The organism is Halomonas sp. TA22 (assembly GCF_013009075.1).
Taxonomy (GTDB): Bacteria; Pseudomonadota; Gammaproteobacteria; order Pseudomonadales; family Halomonadaceae; genus TA22.
In genome coordinates this window covers 1,400,002-1,419,759 of sequence record NZ_CP053108.1, presented here as the reverse complement: position 1 = coordinate 1,419,759, position 19,758 = coordinate 1,400,002, and the positions used below count along the sequence as shown (strand labels likewise).

Annotated in this window: 19 protein-coding genes; 12 read left to right on the top strand and 7 right to left on the bottom strand. The window is 62.4% G+C overall.

The annotated features are described in order from the left end of the window. The first annotated feature begins 29 nt into the window (after nucleotides 1-29). The 3 genes from HJD22_RS06595 to HJD22_RS06585 all read left to right on the top strand — a co-directional run bounded on the left by HJD22_RS06595 (nucleotide 30) and on the right by HJD22_RS06585 (nucleotide 3,821). The gene (locus HJD22_RS06595; RefSeq protein ID WP_208655070.1) at nucleotides 30-1,355 is read left to right on the top strand and encodes an enolase C-terminal domain-like protein; all 1,326 of its coding nucleotides are present in this window, start codon (nucleotides 30-32) and stop codon (nucleotides 1,353-1,355) included. Between the two features lie 72 nt (nucleotides 1,356-1,427). After that, nucleotides 1,428-2,171, top strand: a complete 744-nt coding sequence (locus HJD22_RS06590; RefSeq protein ID WP_248730142.1) for a FadR/GntR family transcriptional regulator — start codon at nucleotides 1,428-1,430, stop codon at nucleotides 2,169-2,171. 72 nt (nucleotides 2,172-2,243) lie between these two features. After that, a complete protein-coding gene (locus HJD22_RS06585) occupies nucleotides 2,244-3,821 on the top strand; it encodes an aldehyde dehydrogenase (NADP(+)) (RefSeq protein WP_208655072.1) in 1,578 nt (525 codons plus the stop codon). 65 nt (nucleotides 3,822-3,886) lie between these two features. Here the strand turns inward: HJD22_RS06585 and HJD22_RS06580 are convergent, their stop codons facing one another. Further along, nucleotides 3,887-4,834, bottom strand: coding sequence for an AEC family transporter (locus HJD22_RS06580; RefSeq protein WP_208655073.1), 948 nt, complete (start codon nucleotides 4,832-4,834; stop codon nucleotides 3,887-3,889). Between the two features lie 253 nt (nucleotides 4,835-5,087). On the opposite strand from HJD22_RS06580, the gene HJD22_RS06575 reads away from it, so the two are divergent. Together HJD22_RS06575 and HJD22_RS06570 are read left to right on the top strand one after the other, a co-directional pair. After that, on the top strand, nucleotides 5,088-5,897 hold the full coding sequence (locus HJD22_RS06575) for an alpha/beta fold hydrolase (protein WP_208655074.1): 810 nt from the start codon (nucleotides 5,088-5,090) through the stop codon (nucleotides 5,895-5,897). Beyond that, complete coding sequence (locus tag HJD22_RS06570; RefSeq protein WP_208655075.1) at nucleotides 5,894-6,766, top strand: alpha/beta fold hydrolase; 873 nt, start codon at nucleotides 5,894-5,896, stop codon at nucleotides 6,764-6,766. The genes HJD22_RS06575 and HJD22_RS06570 overlap by 4 nt, the downstream gene beginning before the upstream one ends. Nucleotides 6,767-6,790: 24 nt before the next feature. Here the strand turns inward: HJD22_RS06570 and HJD22_RS06565 are convergent, their stop codons facing one another. After that, a complete protein-coding gene (locus HJD22_RS06565; RefSeq protein ID WP_208655076.1) occupies nucleotides 6,791-7,384 on the bottom strand; it encodes a Smr/MutS family protein in 594 nt (197 codons plus the stop codon). Nucleotides 7,385-7,524: 140 nt separating this feature from the next. On the opposite strand from HJD22_RS06565, the gene prmB reads away from it, so the two are divergent. The 5 genes from prmB (at nucleotide 7,525) to phaC (ending at nucleotide 12,844) form a co-directional block, all read left to right on the top strand. Then, a complete protein-coding gene (gene prmB, locus HJD22_RS06560; RefSeq protein ID WP_248730141.1) occupies nucleotides 7,525-8,502 on the top strand; it encodes a 50S ribosomal protein L3 N(5)-glutamine methyltransferase in 978 nt (325 codons plus the stop codon). Nucleotides 8,503-8,575: 73 nt separating this feature from the next. Continuing rightward, nucleotides 8,576-9,661, top strand: a complete 1,086-nt coding sequence (gene aroC, locus HJD22_RS06555; protein WP_208655077.1) for a chorismate synthase — start codon at nucleotides 8,576-8,578, stop codon at nucleotides 9,659-9,661. 102 nt (nucleotides 9,662-9,763) lie between these two features. Then, complete coding sequence (locus tag HJD22_RS06550; protein ID WP_208655078.1) at nucleotides 9,764-10,195, top strand: hypothetical protein; 432 nt, start codon at nucleotides 9,764-9,766, stop codon at nucleotides 10,193-10,195. Nucleotides 10,196-10,436: 241 nt separating this feature from the next. Continuing rightward, nucleotides 10,437-10,880, top strand: coding sequence for a phasin family protein (locus HJD22_RS06545; protein ID WP_208655079.1), 444 nt, complete (start codon nucleotides 10,437-10,439; stop codon nucleotides 10,878-10,880). Nucleotides 10,881-10,993: 113 nt separating this feature from the next. Beyond that, nucleotides 10,994-12,844 carry a class I poly(R)-hydroxyalkanoic acid synthase gene (gene phaC / locus HJD22_RS06540; RefSeq protein ID WP_208655080.1) on the top strand — a complete coding sequence of 617 codons (1,851 nt, stop codon included), beginning with the start codon at nucleotides 10,994-10,996 and terminating at the stop codon, nucleotides 12,842-12,844. Nucleotides 12,845-12,871: 27 nt separating this feature from the next. Here phaC and lnt read toward each other — a convergent pair whose 3' ends face one another. From lnt to miaB, 5 genes are all read right to left on the bottom strand, one after another. Then, the gene (gene lnt / locus HJD22_RS06535) at nucleotides 12,872-14,347 is read right to left on the bottom strand and encodes an apolipoprotein N-acyltransferase (protein ID WP_248730140.1); all 1,476 of its coding nucleotides are present in this window, start codon (nucleotides 14,345-14,347) and stop codon (nucleotides 12,872-12,874) included. 34 nt (nucleotides 14,348-14,381) lie between these two features. Continuing rightward, on the bottom strand, nucleotides 14,382-15,266 hold the full coding sequence (locus HJD22_RS06530) for an HlyC/CorC family transporter (RefSeq protein ID WP_208655081.1): 885 nt from the start codon (nucleotides 15,264-15,266) through the stop codon (nucleotides 14,382-14,384). Next, nucleotides 15,263-15,793, bottom strand: coding sequence for an rRNA maturation RNase YbeY (gene ybeY, locus HJD22_RS06525; protein WP_248730152.1), 531 nt, complete (start codon nucleotides 15,791-15,793; stop codon nucleotides 15,263-15,265). Before ybeY ends, HJD22_RS06530 begins: the two co-directional genes overlap by 4 nt. 5 nt (nucleotides 15,794-15,798) lie before the next feature. Further along, on the bottom strand, nucleotides 15,799-16,896 hold the full coding sequence (locus HJD22_RS06520; RefSeq protein WP_208655083.1) for a PhoH family protein: 1,098 nt from the start codon (nucleotides 16,894-16,896) through the stop codon (nucleotides 15,799-15,801). Nucleotides 16,897-16,981: 85 nt separating this feature from the next. Beyond that, nucleotides 16,982-18,325 carry a tRNA (N6-isopentenyl adenosine(37)-C2)-methylthiotransferase MiaB gene (gene miaB, locus HJD22_RS06515; protein WP_208655084.1) on the bottom strand — a complete coding sequence of 448 codons (1,344 nt, stop codon included), beginning with the start codon at nucleotides 18,323-18,325 and terminating at the stop codon, nucleotides 16,982-16,984. A 229-nt stretch (nucleotides 18,326-18,554) separates the two neighbouring features. Between miaB and HJD22_RS06510 the strand changes: the two genes are divergently transcribed. Together HJD22_RS06510 and HJD22_RS06505 are read left to right on the top strand one after the other, a co-directional pair. Then, complete coding sequence (locus tag HJD22_RS06510) at nucleotides 18,555-18,884, top strand: DUF1820 family protein (protein WP_208655085.1); 330 nt, start codon at nucleotides 18,555-18,557, stop codon at nucleotides 18,882-18,884. Between the two features lie 229 nt (nucleotides 18,885-19,113). Continuing rightward, nucleotides 19,114-19,740: a TIGR04211 family SH3 domain-containing protein gene (locus HJD22_RS06505; protein ID WP_208655086.1), complete on the top strand. Its 627-nt coding sequence runs from the start codon at nucleotides 19,114-19,116 to the stop codon at nucleotides 19,738-19,740. Nucleotides 19,741-19,758: the final 18 nt, after the last annotated feature.

Genomic DNA, 19,758 nt, shown 5'->3' with positions numbered 1-19,758 from the left:
TAATAACTAGATGGCCAGGAAGAAGAGATATGTTTCCCAAGATCAAAAGTATGCGTGTGGTACCCGTTGCTGGTTACGACAGTTTTCTTCTCAACCTCAGCGGCGGTCATGCCCCTTGGTTCATTCGCTGTGTTGTGATTTTCGAGGACGATGCTGGTAACAAAGGCGTCGGCGAAATACCCTCGAGCGAAGGTATCTTGAAGGGGCTCGAGCAGTGCCGGACGCTGGTGGAAGGCTCCCGGGTCAATGACATCAAGCAAACCCTCAATAACTCACGTCAGGTGCTGGCCCGTAATGGCCATGAAGAGCGCGGACGCCAGACCTACGACCTTCGCGTGGCGGTCCATGTCATTACTGGGATTGAGTCGGCGCTGCTGGATCTCTATGGCCAGGCGATACAGCTGCCGGTGGCCGACCTGCTGGGTCAGTACGGCCGCCAGCGCGACGAGGTCGAGGCGCTGGGCTACCTTTTCCTGCTGGGCGATCCCGACAAGACGGATCTTCCCTATCCCCGTGCCACCGATCCCCAGGATACCTGGGATGAGGTGCGCTGCCGAGAGGCACTAACGCCCGATGCCGTGACCAACCTGGCCAAGGCGGCTTACGAGCGTTACGGCTTCAAGGATTTCAAGCTCAAGGGCGGCGTGTTGCGTGGCGAGGAAGAGGCGGACTGTATTCGCGCGCTGCACGAGGCCTTCCCCGAAGCGCGCCTGACCCTGGATCCTAACGGTGCCTGGAAGCTCGACGAGGCAGTTCGGGTGCTGGAGCCGATCAAGCACCTGCTCAGCTACGCCGAGGATCCCTGCGGGCAGGAGGAGAGCTACTCGGGGCGTGAGACCATGGCAGAGTTCAAGAAACGCACCGGCCTGCCCACGGCCACCAACATGATAGCCACCGATTTCAAGCAACTTCAGTATGCCGTTCAACTCAATGCCATCGACATCCCCCTGGCCGATTGCCACTTCTGGACCATGCAGGGGGCGGTGATGGTAGGCGAGCTGTGCCATGAGTGGGGCATGACCTGGGGATCGCATAGCAACAATCACTTCGACATCTCCTTGGCCATGATGACCCATGTCGCTGCGGCATGCCCGGGAGAGATCACGGCCATCGATACTCACTGGATATGGCAGGATGGGCAGCGGATCACCAAGAACCCGTTCCAGATTCGCGATGGCAAGCTCAAGGTGCCGTCGGCGCCGGGGCTTGGCGTGGAATTGGACGAAGACAAGCTGATCGAGGCTCACCGCCTCTTCAAGAGTCTCGACGTGACCCAGCGCAACGATGCCATGTCCATGCAGTATTTGATCGACGGCTGGATGTTCGATCCTAAGCGGCCGGCGCTGGTTCGGTAGTTGCCGGTGATTGCTGCTATAGTAGTATAACATCATATTTTTGTGGGCGGCGTCCAATTCATGAACAGAGGAATGACTATGGCAAGCGGCATTGCCGGACTAAATCTGCGCAAGGTTGCTCAGCAGGGCAGCCTGTCCGTGCATGTGGCCGATCAACTCGAGTCGCTGATCACCCAGGGGAAAGTGCCGGTGGGGCAGAAATTGCCTACCGAGAACAGTCTCTGCGATTCGTTCGGTGTCAGCCGTACCGTGATTCGCGAGGCGATCACGCACCTGAAGTCGCTCGGCCTGGTCGAGACGCGCCGCGGAGTGGGTACCACGGTGCTGCGCTCCGCTTCCATCGAGGCGATGCCGGCCGAACGCATCAGCCCCACGACCGTCGAGGATATCCTGCATGTGCTCGAGCTGCGCCTGAACATCGAGCCGGCAGCAGCGGAACTGGCGGCACAGCGCCACGACGAGGCGGATCGCGGCCTGCTCGAGGCGAAGCACGCCGCCTTCATCAAGGCGCGCAACGAGAAATCCCAGGCGCGTATCGAAGACTATGATTTTCACTATGCTATTGCGGCAGCGACCAAGAATCCGTTCTTCAAGGTGTTCTACGAGCAGTTGAGCCAGGCCGTCATCCCGCGTGCCAAGCTGATGAGCATCGAGATCAATACGGCAGCCACGGACAAGTATCTCGCCCGGGTCGAGGAGGAGCACACCTATATTCTCGAGGCGATTCTCGCCCGTGATCCCGAGGCGGCACGCGAGATGATGTTTCAGCATCTCAATCGCGCCAGGAACATGTATGCGAAGTATCAGGAGGCCTGACACCGCTCGTCGAGACCAGCAGGCAGCATTCATCATTCCAGCGCTTCAACGACGCGAACGACAGGAGTCACCATGACACTGGAAGGCAAGCTACTCATCGGCCAATCGGCCGTCAGCGGCAGTTCCAAGCCAATCAATGCCATCAATCCGGCCACCGGCGAAACGCTTGAACCCACCTACCTGGGCGGCACCCAGGGCGAGGTCGAACGTGCCTGCGAACTGGCCGAGGCGGCGTTTGCCACCTATCGTGAGACCTCCCTCGAGGCGCGCGCGACGTTTCTCGAAACCATCGCCAGCGAGATCGAGGCGATCGGCGATGAGCTGATCGAGCGCGCCATGGCCGAATCCGGCCTGCCCCAGGCACGCCTGGAGGGCGAACGCGGGCGTACCTGCGGCCAGCTGCGGCTGTTCGCCTCGGTGGTGCGCGCAGGCGAGTGGCTCGACGTGCGCATCGATCCGGCGATGCCCGATCGTCAGCCGCTGCCCCGCGCCGACCTGCGCCAGCGCCACATCGGCCTGGGCCCGGTCGCGGTGTTCGGTGCCAGCAACTTCCCGCTCGCCTTCTCGGTGGCGGGCGGCGATACTGCCTCGGCACTGGCCGCCGGCTGCCCGGTGATCGTCAAGGGCCACTCCGCCCACCCCGGCACCTCGGAGCTGGTCGGGCGTGCGGTGCAGAAGGCCGTCGAGAAGTGCGGGTTGCCAGAAGGTGTATTCTCGCTGCTGTTCGGCTCGGGCAACGACATCGGCCAGGCGCTGGTCAGCGATCCGCGCATCCAGGCGGTGGGCTTCACCGGCTCACGCAGTGGCGGCACCGCGCTGATGAGGACCGCCCAGGCCCGCCCCCAGCCGATCCCGGTCTATGCCGAGATGAGCTCGATCAACCCGGTGTTTTTGATGCCCGAGGCGCTCAAGTCACGTGGCGAACAGCTCGTCGAAGGCTTCGTCGCCTCGCTCAACATGGGCGCCGGGCAGTTCTGTACCAACCCAGGCTTGGTGATTGCCGTGAAGGGGCCCGAGCTCGACGCCTTCATCAACGCCTCCGGGGCGGCGGTCAAGCAAAGTGCTGCCCAGACCATGCTCACCCCCGGCATCCATGGCGCCTACGAGCAGGGCGTGGGTCGTCTCTCGAGCAGCGCCAAGGTGAAGGAGGTGGCGCGCGGCCAGGTCGGTGAGACGCCCAACCAGTGCCAGACCGGGCTATTTGCAACCCGCGCGGCCGACTTTCTCGCTGAGGCCGAACTGCAGGAGGAGGTGTTCGGCTCAAGCTCGCTGGTGATCGAGTGTGCCGACCTGGACGAGGTCAAGCGCGTCGCCACCGAGCTCGAAGGTCAGCTCACCATTACCCTGCAGATGGACGATGGCGATCTGGAAGCGGCCAAGGCCCTGATGCCGACGCTCGAGCGCAAGGCCGGGCGCATTCTCGCCAATGGCTGGCCGACCGGCGTCGAAGTATGTCACGCCATGGTCCACGGCGGCCCTTACCCGGCGACCTCGGATGCGCGCACCACCTCGGTGGGCAGCGCGGCGATCCACCGTTTCCTGCGTCCGGTGTGCTACCAGTCGCTGCCGGAAGGGCTGCTGCCCGAGCCGCTCAGGGACGGCAATCCATGGGGCGTGTCACGCCTGGTGGATGGCAAGCGCGAAGGGTAGCGCGAGGCGTCACTACAGCAAAAGAGGCGGCCATCTGGCCGCCTCTTTGCTTGGAGCAGGTTGGCTTAGGTCAACGCCAGCCACTGCAGCAAGAAGATGCCCAGGCTGATGGTCAGCATGGAGCCGAAGGTGGTCAGGACGATGATGCTGGCCGTAAGGCGTTCATTGGCCCCGGCCGACTTGGCCATGACGAAGGCGACCGCGGCGGTGGGGCTTGCCAGGAACAGAAACAGGATTCCCAGCTCCGGCCCCCTGAAACCGAGCAGGGCGGCACCGAACGTGCCAAGGGCCGGCATCCAGGCGATCTTCCAGAGGCCGGCATCCACCGCCAGATGGCGCCCATCGCGCAGCGAGGCGATGGTGAGCGTGCCACCGATGCAGATGAGGGCCAACGGCAGGGAGAGCGAGGCGAAGTACTCGCCGGAGGTCATCAACCAGGCGGGCAGCGAGAATTGCAGTGCCGCGATGGGAAGCGCGGCCAGCACGCTGATGATCAATGGATTGCGAAGGATGTCCTTCAATAGCGAGGGAATGTCCGAGCGCGCCGTCGGACTGTAGAGTGAGAGGATGATGGAGGAGAGAATGTTGTAGAGCACGATGATGCTGCCGGCCATGATGCCGCCCAGCGAAAGTCCATAATTACCGTACATGCTGGCGGCCAGCGCCAGGCCGACCACGCCGCAGTTGCCGCGAAACGCGGCCTGAACGAAGACGCCGCGCTCGAGGAGCGGACAACGCCAGCAGGCCCACCCCCAGGCGATGGCGAAGCTGAACATCGAGAAGGTCAGAAAGTAGCCGATCAGATCAGGCTGCAGGGCATTATCGAGATCGGCGTTGATGATGCTGAGAAACAGCAGTGTCGGCATGGTGGCCTTGAAGACCAGGCTCGAGGCGGTAGAGATGAAGGCTTGATCGATCCAGCCGATGCGCTTCAACACAAGGCCAATGAAGACCATGGCAAACACTGGCAGTGTCACCTCGAGTGTGCCGAAGAGGATGTCGAACGCGGTCATTGGTGTCTCTCTAGCGGGCCAGCCACAAGCCGACAAGCACGGCAACGATGACGGTAGCGAAGAACAGGCGATTGCGCAGGCGCGTGTCGCGAGGGGGACGAGGCTGGGTCACGAAGGCTCCGATTAAGTGTGCGATTAAAGTCGAACGGGCGTTTGAAAAGAGAGCGCATACAATGAGCGTTGGTAGACAATGGTAAACACGTTAGCCTGCTATGACCATCGACGGACACGACCCAGCTCAGGAACACGCTCCATGCCCACCCTTCCCACACATGATCGGCTGGTATTCGCCCACGCCAACGGCTTTACCGGCGCCAGCTACCGCAGCTTTCTGGCCCCCCTGCAGAGCCGCTTCGAGGTCATGCCACTGGAGCGATTGGGGCACCATCCCGACTATCCGGTAAGCCACAACTGGCAACACTTGCAGGAGGAGCTGCTCGAGCAGCTGGAGGCATGTGAGAAGCCGGTCATTGGTGTCGGCCATTCGATGGGCGGCGTGCTCATGGCGATGGCCGCCCAGGCCGCTCCCCAGCGCTTTCGCTGTGTGGTGCTGCTCGATCCGCCGCTGATGCTGGGGTTGGATGCCTGGGCCATGAAGCTTGCCAAGCGCTTCGGCTTCGCCGATCGCGTCACCCCGGCCGGCAGAACCCGTGGGCGGCGCGCGACCTGGACGAGCCATGAGGCCATGGGTGACTATCTCCGCCGCCGTGGCCTGTTCCGACGCTTTACCGACGAGGCCTTGCGGGACTATGTCGAGGGCGGTACGCAAACCCTGGCGGATGGCCGGGTCCAACTGATCTTCGACCCTCGGATCGAAGTGGAGATATTTAGGCATTTGCCCGATCATCTGCATGGACTACCGGCACGCCTGGAGGTACCGCTGGCGCTGCTGGCGGGTGCCGAGTCGGATCTAATCACGGCGCGCAGGCGTCAGCGGCTGCAGCGGCACGGCGTGCGTGTCGAGGTCGTGCCCGGCGGCCACATGTTCCCCATGGAGTATCCCGATAGCGCGCGCCAGACGCTGCTAACCACCCTTGATGCCTTGTTGGAAACGCACTCATGAACGAACCCAAGCAACTGCGCCTGGGCAGCGGCAGGCTGGCAGGACTGGCCTGGGGAGAGGAGAGCGCTCCTGTGTGGCTGGCGCTGCATGGCTGGCTGGACAACGCTGCCAGCTTCACGCGCCTGGCGCCGCTGCTGGTCGATCGGCTGGGCATACGCCTGGTGGCGATCGACTTCGCCGGCCACGGTGAGTCGAACAGGCATCCACCGGGCACCGACTATGCCCTCTGGGATTACTGCCATGACGTACTCGACGTGCTTGACGGGCTTGCGCTGACGTCCGCCCCGCTGCTTGCTCACTCCATGGGGGCGGCGGTCTCTTGTCTGCTGGCCGCGGCGCTGCCCGAGCGGGTCGAGCGCATGATGCTGATCGATGGCGTGGGGATGTTGACGACACCGGCCGAGAAGGGTGCCGAACAGTTGCGCAAGGGTCTGCTTGGGCATCGTCGGCGCGTCTCGCCATCGCCACGCTATGCCGATATCGAGATGGCGGTGGCCGCACGCGTGGCTGGCGGGGTCACGCCGCTTGATGCGGTGACGGCAGAGCCCATTGTCAGGCGCAATGTAGAGACGCTCGCCGATGGTCACGTTCGACTGCGCACTGACGCTAGACTGCTGCGTCCCTCGCTGGTGCGCTTCTGCCCCCAGCAGGCCCTGGGCATTTTGATGGCGATCGAGACTCCAACGCTGTTGATCGAGGGCCGAGAGGGTATCCTCGGGGAGCGGGAGGACGCCGAGCTTGCCAGAAGCGCACTTAGGGGGCTCGAACGCCGAATAGTGCCGGGCGGGCACCATCTGCATCTGGAGCCCGCCGCGGTGGCGACGGTCGCGGATGCCATCGTGGCGTGGCGGCAGGAAGAGGCGAGCTAGGAGCGTGTGATGGGCGATGAGTGACTACAGCGCCTCGCCGCGTCGGCGCAGCAGCACGTAGACCGCGCCGGTACCGCCATCGAGTTCGCGGGCCGAGCAGAACGCCAGCACGCTTGGCCACTCGCGCAGCCAGGCATTGACGTGACTCTTGATCAGCGGGTACTGGCTCAGGCCGCCATGCACGCTGGAGCGAGCCTTGCCGTGCACCACCAGCACGCAACGCATGCGCTCCTTGATCGCTTCGCACAGAAAGCCTTCGAGCTCGTCGCGCGCCTCGTCGATGCTATAACCGTGAAGGTCCAGTCCCGCCTCCCAGGCGATCTGGCCGCGCTTGAGCTGAGCATGAGTGCGATAAGGGAGGTCGACCACGGCAAAGTCGAGGCTCTGGGAGGGGTTGACCGCCTCGACACGTCCATCCGAGAGCCGGCTCGAGAGCTGTTGGGTATCGGTAGCGACCGCGGCGGCGCGCCGCCGGGCCAGCGTGTCGTCGCGGCCCGCCTGGCGAGGCTTGCCGGGGTCGGCGCGATTGGATGAGAGGGGTCGCACACCCGCGTCGGCCAGCGCCTGGCGAAAGGCGGAAATCTCCTCGTCATCCGGTTGGCCGCGGCGTCGGCGCATGAAGCCCTACTCCCATCCTGTCGTTTACGCCACTTGGCGAGCCTATCAGTATAACGGCTTGCGGTTGACTGTGAACCGCGTCCTGCTGGGGGTACAATCCCTCTCCTTGGATACCTCCACCATCTGCAATAGGATGCCTCGTGGCCGCTTCCACACTTGATAACGTGCCGGCACCGGGACTTGATGCCGTTTCGACCCTGACGCTCTCCGACCGCGACATCAGCGCCGGTCTCATCACCCTGCGCGACTGCCTGCGCTGGGCGACGTCCGAGTTCAACGCTCACGGTCTGAGCTTCAGCCATGGCACCGACTCCGCCTGGGACGAAGCGGTGGCGCTGACGCTTGGGGCGGTGCACCTGCCCTGGGATGTCGACCCCTCGGTGATCGAGGCGCGCCTGCTGCCGCAGGAGCGTGAGCGTATCGTGGCACTGGTGCGTGCCCGCATCGAGACGCGCCGGCCACTGCCTTACCTGCTTGGCGAGAGCTTCTTTGCCGGTTTCGCCTTCGATGTCGACGAGCGAGTGCTGATTCCTCGCTCGCCGATCGCCGAGCTGGTCGAGCAGGGCTTCGGCGCCTGGTTCCCCGAGGAACCCCCGGCGCGCGTGCTGGACCTGTGCACCGGCTCGGGGTGCATCGGCATCGCCACGTCGCTTCATCTGCCCACCTGCGAGGTCGATCTGGCGGATATCAGCATCGAGGCGCTCGAGGTGGCGCGGGCCAACATCAGTCGCCATGATGTCGGCGCCCGGGTGCGTGCAGTCCACTCCGACGTCTTCAGTGGGGTCGCCGGTCAGCGTTACGATCTGATCGTCTCCAACCCCCCCTATGTCGATGCCCGCGATTTGGCCGCCATGCCCAAGGAATTCTGCCATGAACCGGCGCTGGCGCTTGGTGCGGGAGAGGATGGCCTGGATATCGTACGGCGCATCCTGCGCGAGGCGCGTAGCTACCTGACTGACGAGGGCGTGCTGATCGTCGAGGTCGGCAACTCCGACCGGCATCTCGAATCGGCCTTCCCCGAAGTGCCTTTTCTGTGGCTGGAGTTCGAGCGTGGCGGCCAGGGGGTATTCGTGTTGACCGCGCATGAACTCGACACCTATGCGCCGTCATTCGCCTAGCGTCGTTCAAGAGCGAGCCATTCAATAGCCATATAGCGCCATTCATAGTCTTCAAGAGTCCCGAGGAACCCCCATGTCCGGCAACACCTTCGGCAAGCTGTTCACCGTTACCACCTTCGGCGAGAGCCATGGCCCCGCGCTTGGCGCCATCGTTGACGGTTGTCCGCCGGGACTCGAGCTCTGCGAGGCCGACCTGCAGGCGGATCTCGATCGGCGTCGTCCAGGAACCTCGCGTCACACCACCCAGCGCCGTGAACCGGACCAGGTTCGCATCCTTTCCGGGGTCTTCGAAGGCGTCACCACGGGCACCTCGATCGGGCTTCTGATCGAGAACACCGATCAGCGCTCCAACGACTACTCCAGGATCAAGGAGCAGTTTCGTCCGGCCCACGCCGATTATACCTACCACCACAAGTATGGCGTGCGCGACTATCGTGGCGGTGGTCGCTCCAGCGCCCGCGAGACGGCGATGCGGGTGGCGGCGGGTGCCATCGCCAAAAAGTACCTGGCGAGCCTGGGGGTCACGGTGCGTGGCTACATGAGCCAGCTCGGGCCAATTGCCATCGAGTTCAAGAGCTGGTCGGCGGTGCAGGAGAATGCCTTCTTCTGCCCCGACCTCGACAAGGTGCCCGAACTCGAAGCTTACATGGATCAATTGCGGCGCGATCAGGACTCGGTGGGGGCAAGAATAACCGTCATTGCCGAAGGCGTCCCCGTGGGCTTGGGCGAGCCTGTCTTCGATCGTCTCGATGCCGAGCTGGCGCATGGGTTGATGAGCATCAATGCCGTGAAGGGGGTAGAGATCGGTGACGGCTTCGCCTGTGTAGCGCAGCGTGGCAGCGAGCATCGTGACGAGATGACTCCGCAAGGCTTTCTCTCCAACCATGCTGGCGGGGTGCTGGGTGGCATCTCCTCGGGTCAGCCGCTGATCGCCCATCTGGCGCTCAAGCCCACCTCGAGCATCACCACGCCGGGGCGTTCCATCGATGTACATGGCAATCCCATGGAAGTCATCACCAAGGGTCGTCATGATCCCTGTGTCGGCATCCGCGCCACACCGATCGCCGAGGCGATGATGGCACTCACCTTGATGGATCACCTCTTGCGTCATCGGGCGCAGAATCTCGATGTTCGAGTCGAGACGCCACAATTGCGTTGAAACGGCGGTGTTGGCGGCGTAAGTTGAGTGAGTGGAGGCTGTCCTGTGGGCAGACCGCCACGCTGCTAGACTCATAAAGACAACTAGCCGTCGAGTCACGCCATGAAAATCAACGTCGAATTCGATCTCACCCCGCAGGAATTTCGCCAGTCGATGGGCTTGCCCGACGTGGAAGCCTTCCAGCGCGATCTCATGTCCCGCATCCAGCAGCAAATGGAGGCGGGAGTCGAGGGCTACGACCCCATGAGCCTACTTCAACCCTTCCTGCAACAACCGTTCTTCAGGGATACCCTGCAGCAGCCCTTCATGAAAGAGGGGATGGCGCAGGGGCTTGCCAACTTCGGCACCTATCAGCAGATGATGCTGGACATGCTGCGCCAGGCAGGCAGTCCATCGCGCTCAGACAACACCCGTGGGCGCGACAATGATGAGAGTTCGGCGAAGCGGAACGAGGAGCCGGCGGACTCGCAAGAAAGCGGCAAGTCCGCCTCGCGACCGCGTGCCAGTGCCTCGTCCCGTGCCAAGCGAAGCTGACCGTTTTGCGCGGCATGCCATTGCTTGATCTCGGTCAGTTGATGGGCGTTGCAGGTGGCATTGTGTTGCAAGGCAAGAGCAGGCCGGCTACGCTTTTTGCGGTGCAGCATGGGGCTCTCTAGGCGGCATGCGTTACCCAAAAAGGAATCGGTAGTCGTATAGGGATGAGCGTAACTCGTGTACGCACGGTTATCGCTATCGACGAGAACCGTCGTGATGGTTGGAATCCAGGAGGATTATCATGCAAGACAACAAGATGTTCACCACCTTCACCGAGCAGACCCGCGGCTTCTTCGAGCCGATGCGCAAGCTCAACACTGTGATGCTCGATAACATGGAGAAGATGACCGAATATCAGCTTCAATCCATGAAGCGCTACAGCCAGCTGGGCACCGAGCGCCTGCGCGATGCCGGCGAGATCAAGAGCGCCGAGGACATGCGAGACTTCAGCACGCGCCAGGCAGAGATCATGAACGAGATGTCCAAGCAGATGCTAGAGGACGCCCGGGCCATGGCCGAGCTGAGCATGCAGTTCAGAAGCGACATGGAGAAGCTGTTCACCGAAGCGGGTGAAAAGGTCTCCGAGCAGGTGCGCAGTAGCGCCGAGCAGGCCGGTAGCGCTGCTGCCGACACTGCCAGCCAATCGGCCAAGGCGACTAGCCAAGCTTCCAAGAAGAGTACCTGATAGCGAACCCGGAGGGTGGCCATGCCGCCATCCAGCTTCGTTGAGTGGGCAAACGTGGTGAGACGTAACGCTTCGCCATGTCCACGCTTGGGTAATGCATAGAGGGATGAACGATGCAGTCGGGGTTCGAACAGCTATCGCAGGCCGACATGGAGGAGTGGCGCAAGCAACTCGAACTCATCGGCCAGGAGTATCAGGTGCTCATGCGGGAGATGATGGATCGCATGATGCCCAGTGAGTCGGGCAAGACCATCCAGAACGATATGCGTGAAAGCTTTCGCGCCGCTCTCGAGACGCTGGCCCAGGACCCCCAGGCGCTCTATGCTCTGCAGTGGCGCTTCGCTCAGGATCAGATGCGTCTCTGGCAGTACAATCTGCGCGCCTTCTCCGGTGAGCCGGTCGACCCCTTGATCGAGCCGCCTCGTCACGATCGGCGCTTCAAGGACGATGCCTGGCGTGACGAGCCTTTCTACCAGGCGGTGCTGCAACAGTACTTGTTGTTTTCGCGCATGGTAGAAGAGCAGGTTGCCGATATTCAAGGCCTTCCCGAGCAGGAGAAGCGCAATCTGGTGTTCTATACGCGCCAGTTGATCAGCGCCATGTCGCCCTCCAACTACGTGACCACCAACCCCGAGGTGATGCGCCTCACGATGGAGAGCAAGGGTCAGAATCTCATCGATGGTCTGGCGCGATTGAAGAAGGATCTCGCCAACTCCGCCGAGGGTATCAACGTCACCATGACCGATCGCAGCGCCTTTAGCATCGGCGAGAACGTGGCCGTGACCCCAGGCGAGGTAATCTTTGAAAACGAACTGATACAGCTGATCCAGTACTACCCGACAACCGAGACGGTCTACAAGACCCCGCTGTTGATCGTGCCGCCCTGGATCAACAAGTACTACATACTCGACCTTCGTGAAGACAACTCGATGGTCAAGTGGCTGGTCGAGCAGGGTCACACCGTGTTTCTAATCTCCTGGCGCAATCCGGGGCCCGAGCAGCGCGACCTGACCTGGGCGGATTACATGCAGATGGGCCCTATCGAGGCGATGGACGCCATCGAGAAGGCGTGCGGCGAGAAGTCGGTCAATCTGCACAGCTACTGCATTGGCGGTACCCTGGCTGCGTCCACGGTGGCCTATCTCACCAGCACGCGGCGCGCCCGTAAGGTGCGTTCGGTCTCCTATATGGCGGCGCTGCAGGATTTTCGCGATCCCGGCGAGATCGGCGTGTTTCTCAGCGAATCGGCGCTATCGGGGATCGAGCGTCAGCTCGAGGCCGATGGCTACATGGATGGCCGGGTGATGGCCTACTCCTTCAATCTGCTGCGCGAGAACGACCTGTTCTGGTCGTTCTATATCAGCAATTATCTCAAGGGCGAACAGCCGGCGGCATTCGATCTGCTCTACTGGAACAGCGATGGCACCAATCTGCCTGCCGGCACGCATGCCTGGTATCTGCGCCACATGTATCTGGAGAACCGGCTGATCGAGCCTGGTGGAATCGAGCTCGATGGCGTCAAGATCGACCTGCGCAAGATCTCCACGCCGAGCTATTTTGTCTCCGCCCGGGACGACCATATCGCCAAGTGGAAGAGCTCCTATGGCGGTACACAACTGCCCAAGGGGCCGGTAACCTTCGTGCTGGGCGGCTCGGGGCACATTGCGGGCATCGTCAATCCGCCTGCCAAGAACAAGTACGGCTACTGGACCAATGACGAACTGCCGGACGATCCCGATGCCTGGCTCGAGGGGGCAAGCTTTCACGAAGGTTCGTGGTGGCCGAACTGGCAGGCGTGGATGACCGACATCGGGGTGATCGACCCTGGCAAGAGGGTTGCTGCCCGGGTGCCTGGCGAGGGTGAGCTCAAACCTATCGAGCCCGCTCCGGGGCGCTACGTGCGCCAGACCATCCCGGAGGTGCTGGGAGAGATACCGCCCAGCGCTGACGACAACGCATCATGAAAAAGCCCGCCATTGGCGGGCTTTTCATCATCGGTGGCGGCGCAGGTTGAACCCCGGAAGTACCAGCAGTGCGGAGAGCAGCCATACGGGCCAGCTGCCGGTGCGGGTGAAGGGCGTCTGACCGCTCATCGCGCTCACCTCGCCCTGCAGGCTGGCGGTTTCGAACTGGGGAATGCGCTCGGTGACGTTGCCATGGGGGTCGATGATCACGGTGACGCCATTGCTGGTCGCCCGCGCCACATAACGGCCATTCTCCAAGGCACGCAGACGCGCCATCTGCAGATGCTGCAGGGGCCCGATCGACTCGCCGAACCAGGTGTCGTTGGAGACCGTGAGCAGCAGATCGGACTCTCTGGCGCGCTTGGCGACCAGGTCGGCGTAGATGATCTCGTAGCAGATGGCGTTGCCGATGGTCAGTCCGGCGGCATGAATGGGCGCCTGGCCCGACTCGCCCCGGCTCATGTAGGACATGGGGAGATCGAAGAAGGCGATGGCGCCCCGCAAAAGACCCTCCATCGGCAGGTACTCGCCAAACGGCACCAGATGCTCCTTTCGGTACTGCCCCTGCACGTTGCCCACACCAACCACACTGTTATAGAAGCGGTTGCTCTCGTCGCGCTGGAGAATGCCGGTCAGCAGGGCGGTGCCTGGTGCCAGATTGGCCTGGACCCGGGAGAGGATCTCACCCGCTTCATCCTCGAACATCGGCAGGGCCGCCTCCGGCCACACGATCAGATCGACCTCATCGCCCTGGGCGCGCGTCAGGTCGCTGTAGGTATTGGCGGCGATACGCTGCCCCTCAGGCGTCCACTTGATCAGCTGTGGCAGGTTGCCCTGCAGGAGTGCGACGCGCCGAGGCTCGCCGACAGGCGAGGTCCATTGGCTGGGCAATAGCAGAGGAGTCAGCCAGAGCGCGGCGATGACCGCCCCCGCCGACCAGTGGCGACGCAGCAACTCGACACCCAGCGTGCCAGTGAGGGCAGTGATCAGCGACAGCGCATAGACGCCGCCCACCGGCGCCCACGGTGCCAGAGGCGAATCCACGTGGGCATTGCCCAGGAGCAGCCAGGGGAAGCCGGTGAAGGCGAAGGTGCGCAGCACCTCACCCAGCACCCAGGCACCGGCGAAAGTCAGCGCCGCCAGCCGTACTCCGGTGAGGCGACGGTAGAGCCATAGCGTCGCGGCGAAGAACAGTGCCATGACTGCCACGAACAGCGCGGTCAGAAAGACTGCCAGAGGCATGCCGGTGTAGCCGTAGTCATGGATCGAGACGTAGACCCACGAAGTGCCCGAGCCGAATAGGCCGATACCGTACCACCACCCCTTGAGCGCCGCCTGGCGCGGCCTGAGCCGATGGATGCCCAGGTAGACGAGGCCCACGGCCACTGGCCCGAGCCACCAAAGGCCGAAGGGGGCGGTGGTCAGGGTCGTCATCACCCCAGCAAGCAGCGCAATGAGATAACCCAGCATGCGCTGAGCGCGTGTCATGGAGTGGGGGTGCATTGGAGTTCCTTGCATGGAGGCCATGGCGAAACGCTCACTCATCATCATCGCCGCTGGTCATGTCCTCGCGATGTTCAACCTGGAGCAGGCGGATGCGGCGATTGTCGGCATTGAGCACCGTAAACCGCCAGGCACCGAGGTCGGCATGCTCGCCTCGGCGGGGCAGGTGGCCAAAGCGCTGCATGACCAGCCCGCCAACCGTATCGAAGGCCTCGTCCGAGAACTGCGTATCGAAGCGCTCGTTGAAGTCTTCGATCGGCGTCAGGGCACGAATGGCGTAGCGCCCCTCGCCGAGGTCGCGAATGTCATCCTCCTCATCGGTATCGTGCTCATCCTCGATATCGCCGACGATCTGCTCGAGGATATCCTCGATGGTGACGATACCGGCCGTGCCGCCATACTCATCGACCACCACCGCCATGTGGTTGTGCGTATCGCGAAACTCCTTGAGCAGGCTGTTGAGGCGCTTGGATTCCGGCACGAACATGGCAGGTCTCAGAGCCTCCTTTAACTCGAAGCCCTGGCAGTTGCCCTGCTGTCCCTGACACAGCTGCGGCAATAGGTCCTTGACCAGCAGGATGCCATGCACCTCGTCGAGGTTCTCGCCGATCACGGGGTAGCGGGAGTGCCCAGTCTCGAGGATCACCGGCAGGTACTCCTCCGGGGGCTGCTCGATGCCGATGGCGGTGACCTGGGAGCGCGGGATCAGCACTTCGCGAACCTGCTGGTCGCTGATCTGCAGCGCTCCTTCGATGATGGTCAGGGCATCCTGGTCGAGCCGCAGGCGGGAGCCGGCTTCACGCAGGAAAACCAGCAGTTCGTCACGCGAGCTCGGTTCATCGCTATCCGAAGAGAAGGCGCTGAAAAACTTCTCGAGCCAGGATTTGCCGGCCTGGCTGCTCGATCGGTCTTCGCTCATGCGTCGGGTCTCTTATCCTCGATAGGGAAGTTGCTCTGGCTGGGGTGGGAATCAGCCTCCTGAGCATAGGGGTCGGCAATGCCGAACACGGCAAGGATCTCGCGCTCGAGCTGCTCCATGCGCTCCGCCTCGTCATCCTCAATATGGTCATGACCGAGCAAATGCAAGGCGCCATGCACCACCATATGCGCATAGTGTGACGCGAGCGGCTTGTGCTGCTCGCGCGCCTCGCGCTCGACGACCTCATGGCAGATCACCAGGTCGCCGAGCAGAGCCAGCGGCACTCCTGGCGGCACTTCGAAGGGGAAAGAGAGCACGTTGGTCGGTGCATCCTTGCCGCGATAGTCGCGATTGAGTGAGCGACTCTCATCAGGCTCGACGAAGCGGATGGTCAGCTCGTTGCGCTCGTACTCACCCTCTGCTCTCAAGACTTCGCCGATCCAGCGCTCGAGTTCCTGCACGCTGGGCAGCCGAGCGCCATGGTCGGGGTCGGTGAGCGCATCCTGACGATCGACCAGCGGGGCGATATGGCTCACTGCTGGGACCCCGAATCGTCGCGACGCGCGAAATCCCGCTCCATCTGCTCGCGTCGCAAGGCGGCTCGCTCCTGGTCGCGTGCCTGCTTGCGCTCGCGCTCCTGGGCCTCCTGCTCGGCCTCGAACAGGTCATAGGCTTCGATGATGCGCTGAACCAAGGGGTGGCGGACCACGTCCTTGGCGGCAAAGTGTGTCACCCCGATGCCGGGCGTGCCCTTGAGCACGTCGAGCACCTGGATCAGGCCGGAGCTGGCGCCACGTGGCAGATCGACCTGAGTCACATCGCCGGTGATCACCGCCGTCGAGCCGAAGCCGATGCGCGTCAGGAACATCTTCATTTGTTCGCGGGTGGTGTTCTGGCTCTCGTCGAGAATGATGAAGGAGTTGTTCAGCGTGCGCCCGCGCATATAGGCCAGCGGGGCGATCTCGATGACCTGCCGCTCGATCAGCTTGCCCACCTGCTCGAAGCCGATCATCTCGTAGAGGGCGTCATACAGCGGGCGCAGATAAGGATCGATCTTCTGCGCCAGATCGCCGGGCAGAAAGCCAAGCTTCTCACCGGCCTCCACCGCCGGGCGCACCAGCAGGATGCGTCGTACCTCCTGCTGATTGAGCGCCTCCACCGCCGCGGCTACCGCCAGGTAGGTCTTGCCGGTGCCCGCCGGTCCGATGCCGAAGTTGATGTCGTGCTGACGAATGCTGGTGACGTAGTTCTGCTGGTTCTGTCCGCGCGGCTTGATCAACGCGCGCGGGGTACGCAGCAATACCTCGCCATCCTCCTGGATTCCCTCCTCCTCCTCCAGCGCTTCCAGTCCGGACTCGTGCAGGAACAGATGTACGGTATCGGGGGAGAGTTCGCTGGCCTCGGCTTCGCGATAGAGATGCTCGATCACGTTTGCCGCCGCCTTGACGCGGCTACCGGGACCGGCCAGCTGGAAGATATTGCCGCGGTTGCGCAGGGTAACCCCGAGCCGCTCTTCCACCAGTTTCAGATGCTCATCGCGCTGGCCACACAGATTGGCCAGGCGCATGGGATCGTTGGGCTCCAGCGACAGCGTGATGATGCGATTGGCCTGCGTACTGTTCTGGCTCAAGAGCAAAAGGTCCGTTTGTGGCGTGTGGGTGTCACGAGCTTACTGCTCCCACCGAGGTGGGAGCAATGCTGGTATCTGTCATGCTTCAATGTAGTTCGGGTGAGGCGAGCTCGCCGCGTAGAGAATTGGGTAGCGCTTCGGTGATCTCGACATCGACGAAATGGCCGATCAGCTTGGTCGGGTTGGCGGCGCTGAAGTTGACCACACGGTTGTTCTCGGTACGTCCGGAGAGCTGGCCCGGGTCGCGGGGAGAGAAGCCGGTGACCAGGATGCGCTCGACGTTGCCCACCATGCGCCGACTGATCTGCGCCGTCTGTTGAATGATACGCTCCTGCAGTATCGCCAGGCGCTGCTTCTTGACCGCCTCGGGGGTGTCGTCCTCAAGGCTGGCAGCCGGCGTGCCGGGGCGTGCCGAATAGACGAAGCTGAACGAGTGGTCGAAGCCGATGCGCTGGATCAGGTTCATGGTCGCTTCGAAATCCTCCTCGGTCTCGCCGGGAAAACCGATGATGAAATCCGAGGAGAAGCTGATGTTGGGGCGCAGCGCACGGATGCGCTCCATCTTCTCGACATACTCCTCCACCGTGTGTCCACGCTTCATGGCGGTCAGTATCCGGTCGGAACCGGCCTGTACCGGCAGGTGCAGGTGGCTTACCAGCTCCGGGATGTCGGCGTAAGCCTCGATCAGGCTGTCGGAGAACTCCACTGGATGCGAGGTGGTGAAGCGAATCCGATCTATTCCCTCGACGGCGGCCACGCAGGCGATCAGCTCTGCCAGGTCGATCTCGTCGCCGAGCTGGTTCTCGCCGCGGTAGGCGTTGACGTTCTGACCCAGTAGATTGATCTCGCGCACGCCCTGGTCGGCAAGGTGGATCACTTCGTCCATGACCGCCTCGAATGGACGTGAGACCTCCTCGCCACGGGTATAGGGCACTACGCAGAAGGTGCAGTACTTCGAACACCCCTCCATGATCGAGACGAACGCCGTCGCGCCATCCGAGCTTGGCTTGGGCAGGTGATCGAACTTCTCGATCTCTGGGAAGGTCACGTCGACCACAGAAATTTGGTCGTTGCGACGCGAATCGAGCATCGCCGGCACCCGGTGCAGGGTCTGCGGCCCGAAAACCATGTCCACGTGAGGCGCACGCTTGCGCAGGGTCTCGCCCTCCTGGCTAGCCACGCAGCCACCGACCCCGATCACCAGGTCGGGCTTGGCTTGCTTAAGCTTCTTCCAGCGGCCTAGCTGGTGAAAGACCTTCTCCTGCGCCTTCTCGCGAATCGAGCAGGTATTGAGCAGGATGACGTCGGCTTCGCGCTCGTCGTCGGTCAGTTCCAGCTGGTGCGATTCGCCGAGCAGGTCCGCCATTCGCGCGGAATCATACTCGTTCATCTGGCAGCCATGAGTCTTGATGAAGAGTTTCTTCGCCATAAGAATAGGGTCGCGGCGCGTAGCGCCTGACATGTCCGTGAATCAGAGGAATGAAATGCGAGGCCAGAGGGCCCGGGTCGGATTTGGCAGATGATTATACGGATAGCCCTTCGGTGGGGCCAGTATCGGGAATCGAAATACGCTCGGCTGTGATATTCTTCTGCCCTTGGGTTGCTGGCTCGCCTGATTGGCGGTCAGCGGAATTTTTCGTGCAGGTACAGGGTCACAAATGGCGTCCAAGCCCATCTATCGGGTGTTGTTTCATAATCAGGGAGAAATCTGGGAGCTTTACGCCCGCGAAATCTTCCAGAGCGATCTGTGGGGCTTCATCGAACTCGAGGAGTTCGTCTTCGATGACGTCTCCAAGCTGGTGGTGGATCCCTCCACGGACAAGCTGCGGCGCACCTTCGAAGGCGTCAGCCGCAGCTACGTTCCCCTGAATGCGATCGTGCGTATCGATGAGGTGGAGCGTGAGGGAACGCCCAAGGCAGTGAAGGCCGAGGGCAAGGTGGCGGAATTTCCTCGCCCCATGAGTTGGCCGCCGAGAGGCGAGGGCTGAATCGCGATAGGTCATGGTGGTCAAAAAGTGACCGATCTAAGGTAGTGTTAGACGACTCGCTGGCCCGGTGATGTCTCCCTGACGGTTTTCCCAAGACTTATCCACAGAAAGTGTGGACCAGTCTCAGTCTCATCGCTACGTGGCCGACAGGACGTCGTGCGACGTGACTTTTGCAACGTGTGCAGCAGATTCATCGAGCCCTCCAATAGCCATTGAAGACGGCAGATCTATGCAACGACCTATCAAGACATTGATCGTAGGCGTGACACTGGGGGTTCTGGCCTTCGGTGTCCAAGCCCAGCAAGCGGACGACAACCAGCGTTGGGTCTCCGATGAGCTCACTACCTTCGTGAGAAGCGGCCCCACCGATGGTTACCGCATCATCGGCACGCTCTCCGCTGGAGAGCCGGTGACCGTCCTCGAGACCAGCGGCAACTATACGCGGGTCGAAAATCAGGAAGGCAACTCGGTATGGGTACTCAGCGATGAGCTTCAAACGCAGCCTGGTGCCGGTGAGCGCCTCCCTGAGCTTGAAGCGCAAGTCGAGGCGTTGAGCGCCGAACTTGCCGGTATCAACGAGGAGTGGGAGGGGCGTGTTTCGGCGATGACCGAAACCCTGGAGGTGCGCGAGCAGCGCATTACGGAACTCGAGGCGCGCAATCACGAGCTCGACGGCGAGGTCACGCGAGCTCAGCAGTCCGTACGTGGCCTGCAGGCGCGGCTGGATACCCAAGAGGAGGATCTGCTGCTGCGCTACTTCATGTATGGCGGTGGTGTTGCCGGTGCCGGCCTGCTGGTGGGGCTGATCGTTCCGCATCTGCCGCGGCGGCGGAAGAAGAGCGACCGCTGGTTCTGATGACTTCGACAGACGGGA

Excerpts from the sequence above, each read along its gene's own strand:
- HJD22_RS06595 (WP_208655070.1), top strand. The coding sequence starts at position 30 with ATGTTTCCCAAGATCAAAAGTATGCGTGTGGTACCCGTTGCTGGTTAC.
- HJD22_RS06590 (WP_248730142.1), top strand. The coding sequence starts at position 1,428 with ATGACTATGGCAAGCGGCATTGCCGGACTAAATCTGCGCAAGGTTGCT.
- HJD22_RS06585 (WP_208655072.1), top strand. The coding sequence starts at position 2,244 with ATGACACTGGAAGGCAAGCTACTCATCGGCCAATCGGCCGTCAGCGGC.
- HJD22_RS06580 (WP_208655073.1), bottom strand. The coding sequence starts at position 4,834 with ATGACCGCGTTCGACATCCTCTTCGGCACACTCGAGGTGACACTGCCA.
- HJD22_RS06575 (WP_208655074.1), top strand. The coding sequence starts at position 5,088 with ATGCCCACCCTTCCCACACATGATCGGCTGGTATTCGCCCACGCCAAC.
- HJD22_RS06570 (WP_208655075.1), top strand. The coding sequence starts at position 5,894 with ATGAACGAACCCAAGCAACTGCGCCTGGGCAGCGGCAGGCTGGCAGGA.
- HJD22_RS06565 (WP_208655076.1), bottom strand. The coding sequence starts at position 7,384 with ATGCGCCGACGCCGCGGCCAACCGGATGACGAGGAGATTTCCGCCTTT.
- aroC (WP_208655077.1), top strand. The coding sequence starts at position 8,576 with ATGTCCGGCAACACCTTCGGCAAGCTGTTCACCGTTACCACCTTCGGC.
- HJD22_RS06550 (WP_208655078.1), top strand. The coding sequence starts at position 9,764 with ATGAAAATCAACGTCGAATTCGATCTCACCCCGCAGGAATTTCGCCAG.
- HJD22_RS06545 (WP_208655079.1), top strand. The coding sequence starts at position 10,437 with ATGCAAGACAACAAGATGTTCACCACCTTCACCGAGCAGACCCGCGGC.
- phaC (WP_208655080.1), top strand. The coding sequence starts at position 10,994 with ATGCAGTCGGGGTTCGAACAGCTATCGCAGGCCGACATGGAGGAGTGG.
- lnt (WP_248730140.1), bottom strand. The coding sequence starts at position 14,347 with ATGCACCCCCACTCCATGACACGCGCTCAGCGCATGCTGGGTTATCTC.
- HJD22_RS06530 (WP_208655081.1), bottom strand. The coding sequence starts at position 15,266 with ATGAGCGAAGACCGATCGAGCAGCCAGGCCGGCAAATCCTGGCTCGAG.
- miaB (WP_208655084.1), bottom strand. The coding sequence starts at position 18,325 with ATGGCGAAGAAACTCTTCATCAAGACTCATGGCTGCCAGATGAACGAG.
- HJD22_RS06510 (WP_208655085.1), top strand. The coding sequence starts at position 18,555 with ATGGCGTCCAAGCCCATCTATCGGGTGTTGTTTCATAATCAGGGAGAA.
- HJD22_RS06505 (WP_208655086.1), top strand. The coding sequence starts at position 19,114 with ATGCAACGACCTATCAAGACATTGATCGTAGGCGTGACACTGGGGGTT.